This window comes from Winogradskyella sp., from assembly GCF_013213975.1.
Lineage (GTDB): Bacteria > Bacteroidota > Bacteroidia > Flavobacteriales > Flavobacteriaceae > Winogradskyella.
In genome coordinates this window covers 1-3,024 of record NZ_JABSST010000144.1, presented here as the reverse complement: position 1 = coordinate 3,024, position 3,024 = coordinate 1, and the positions used below count along the sequence as shown (strand labels likewise).

The following is a 3,024-nucleotide window of genomic DNA, read 5'->3' as shown; positions in this document are numbered from 1 at the left end:
TATTAAATTTGGTAGAATTTTGGTTGGCTTCGTCATATGTTTGCTAACGTGTTCGTGTATGGTTTGTGAAAGCTATTGGGACAGATTAGTTACACGAAAATTTATGAAATTAAAAGTAAGAAATTTTTGTGTATGCCTGCTGGCATGAATTATACACGTTGTTAGCTACTGTTTTTTATTCAGCTCGTATTCCAATCGTTTTTCGAAATACTCATTTTTCCCAAAGTAATATGACTCTATAAAATCAACAACAGAATTTTCGTCTTTAAAGTTCAGTTCAAAATCTCCAGGACCTGGTCCAGGAACCCAGTCCCAACAGACTAACTGATATTGATTCTTTTCAAACCATAACATCATAGTTGGGCAGTCCGAAGTAATTTCCGATTTGGTTTCTCCATTTTTATCCATTGTAACGACAGGAATAGTTTTGTAATTTGGAATTGAATTTCCAGAAATCCCAGTTTTTTTCATAATATGACATCTCTTGCTATTATAAGACAGAATCATTCCTTTACTTTCAAGTCTTTTTATATTCGGGTTACTTAACAATTGAGTCGGTTTAAATTGTAGCTAACGGTTTTGTGTATGATTGGTTGCGGGAAAGGACGCAAGTCATTTTCCGCCGTAACCGAAAGATAATTAATAAGATTGAATTTCCGAGTAGGAAATTCAGCCGCAATTAATTATACACGGTGTTAGCTACAGTTTTTTATATTCAATTTTTTCCGCTGTCATTATTTTCTCGACTCGTTTAATTAAATTCGAAATTGTTGAATCGGCAAATAATTCAATTAGCAATATATAAATCAGTCCGAAAATCGGAAGAACGAAAATCATAAGACTTCTATTAAATCCGTTTGAGATTGTTTGATAAACAGCAATAACAATTGTTAGTGCAATAAAGAAAACAGCAAACCAAAAATGAAGATTATATGTCATTCCGTTTTTCCTTTTCAGAATCAGCTTACTTTCAGTTCCGTCGCTATTTGAATTAACCGATTTTAAATTCAGTTTTACAAGAGGACCTAAATTCGGTTCTGTGTATAGCATTGAAAATGTATTAGAAAGGTCAAATCCACCATCATCAGAATATTCTCCAGAAATATTATTCCGTTTATTAAATGTCTTGCGTTTTATTTCAGTTCGGATTATTTCATTCAGCCGATTTGCTCCATCTTTTATTCTATATTCAACTATTTTTTCTTTCAACGATTTGGTTGGTTTAAATTGTAGCTAACGGTTTGGCTATGATGCGTTGCGGGTGGCGGTTTGCGAAGCGTTGCTCGTCTTTTCAACCGGTGCGTAGCAAACAGCATGACGCAAACGTTCATGTTTCTATTTAACTTTCAATGTAATAATATTTTCCAATTGAACCGAGCGAGTAGCTATGCATTATAGGTGGTGTTGTATGCAGTTTTTATTCTGAATCACTATCATATGGCACAATTGCAGTGATCCAACCATCAATTTCAATTTTATTGTCTGATATGTGTTCCTTTGTATTTAAATCGAATCTTCTAAAATGATTATTGCTTACAACTATAAAATTATCATCTCTAATGGATAGGGTATACAAATTTGGTATATCAGTCTCTAGAATAAATTCATCTTGTCCTGTAGTTTCATTTATACTCATAATAGGATCTGTTTGACCATTATATACATAATATTTTTTTGAGTTATAAATAGCGATATCACTAATAGGAGTATTTTCTACAGGTAACGAGGAGCTAACAAATGTTCCATCTTTTGTAATTTTTACAATTTGTCCGTAAGTTGAATAGTATATATGATTATCAGATATAGCAATACCTTGTGTTCTTATATTATCTATTGTTGATATTACTTCTCCGTTATCTGGGTTAAGTTCGTAAATAGGATTGTGAGTTACGATTCCATCGTTCGTATCGATTGAGCGTGCTCCTCCTAACCACAATGAGCTTCCGTCAAAACCTAACGCATGAGGTGAGCCATTTGGGTCAGGTAAAGGTAAAATGTTTTCAATAATTGATTCAGTCTCATTATATAAGTATATTCCTGAATTTCCATAAGATGGGTGTACAAGTATCCACCATTTTATATCATTATTTTCAGAGGTGGAATTTTGCTCCAAAGTAAAATCTAGAGGTTCATTATTACAAGAAAAAAATGTGATTAAAATAAATGCTAGGGCTAAAATAAATTTGGATGTTTTCATGAATTAGTTTTCGCATTGGGATCAACAATTATGCCAGAAAGTACAAGATTAGGTCAAATTGCATACAACGTTTTGGGTATGTTGTCGTAGCTGACATTTGGAAGCTATGCAATATACCCATTGTTACCTGCTGTTTCTTTTATTTATTATTGATTTCAGATTATTCCAAAATCCTTTGTTTTTAAATTCACTTTTAGGAGTTGTATTGTCAATTCCATTTTTTAAAGTTCCATCTTCATTATGAAGTTTTTTTAATCTAATAATTTCTTGTTTTAAAAACTCATTAAAGTTCGTCCAAGAATTCAAAACTCTGAATTTATTTCTATCAGTTCGAATAACTTTGTTTGTTGATTTATCAATTAAAACTAAAGAACCATCACCGAAATAGCTTCCAAAAAAGAAATGTTCGGAGTTTGTGTTCTTTGGTCTTTCATAGATGTTTTTTGTACTTAAATCGAAAGGTTGACGAGCATTTATTTCCGATTTTCTATCGTAGCTTGTTCTTCTTCCATTTAAACTCAATGTGGTATTGAATAATTTTAATCCGTTACATAGTTTTAAAAATTCTGAATAATCTTTCGGCAATTCAATATCCAGTTTTGATTCAATTTCCCTTATTTCACTAATTTCAAGCCCTTTGTAAATAGAATGCAACCAAGCTAAAGGTGCGATGTGAGGTGCTTTTCCAATAAGTTTCGTTCCGTTTTCTTGAACTATAGAACCATATTTTTCGTATGGCTTTAATTCAGAAATTATATAGTTGTAAATATCGTTCATTCAGATTGCAGGTAATGTATAAGCGTATGAACTAGCTTGAGCGTGATTTG

Annotated in this window: 4 protein-coding genes; all 4 read right to left on the bottom strand. The window is 32.1% G+C overall.

What is annotated here, in order from left to right; all coding sequences use genetic code 11:
• Nucleotides 1-165: 165 nt before the first annotated feature.
• Nucleotides 166-471, bottom strand: a complete 306-nt coding sequence (locus tag HRU49_RS14390; protein ID WP_296358379.1) for a hypothetical protein — start codon at nucleotides 469-471, stop codon at nucleotides 166-168.
• A gap of 228 nt (nucleotides 472-699) precedes the next feature.
• Nucleotides 700-1,209 carry a hypothetical protein gene (locus tag HRU49_RS14385; protein ID WP_296358377.1) on the bottom strand — a complete coding sequence of 170 codons (510 nt, stop codon included), beginning with the start codon at nucleotides 1,207-1,209 and terminating at the stop codon, nucleotides 700-702.
• Between the two features lie 208 nt (nucleotides 1,210-1,417).
• Nucleotides 1,418-2,197 carry a DUF5050 domain-containing protein gene (locus HRU49_RS14380; RefSeq protein ID WP_296358374.1) on the bottom strand — a complete coding sequence of 260 codons (780 nt, stop codon included), beginning with the start codon at nucleotides 2,195-2,197 and terminating at the stop codon, nucleotides 1,418-1,420.
• A gap of 123 nt (nucleotides 2,198-2,320) precedes the next feature.
• Complete coding sequence (locus tag HRU49_RS14375; RefSeq protein WP_296358372.1) at nucleotides 2,321-2,974, bottom strand: SMI1/KNR4 family protein; 654 nt, start codon at nucleotides 2,972-2,974, stop codon at nucleotides 2,321-2,323.
• Nucleotides 2,975-3,024: the final 50 nt, after the last annotated feature.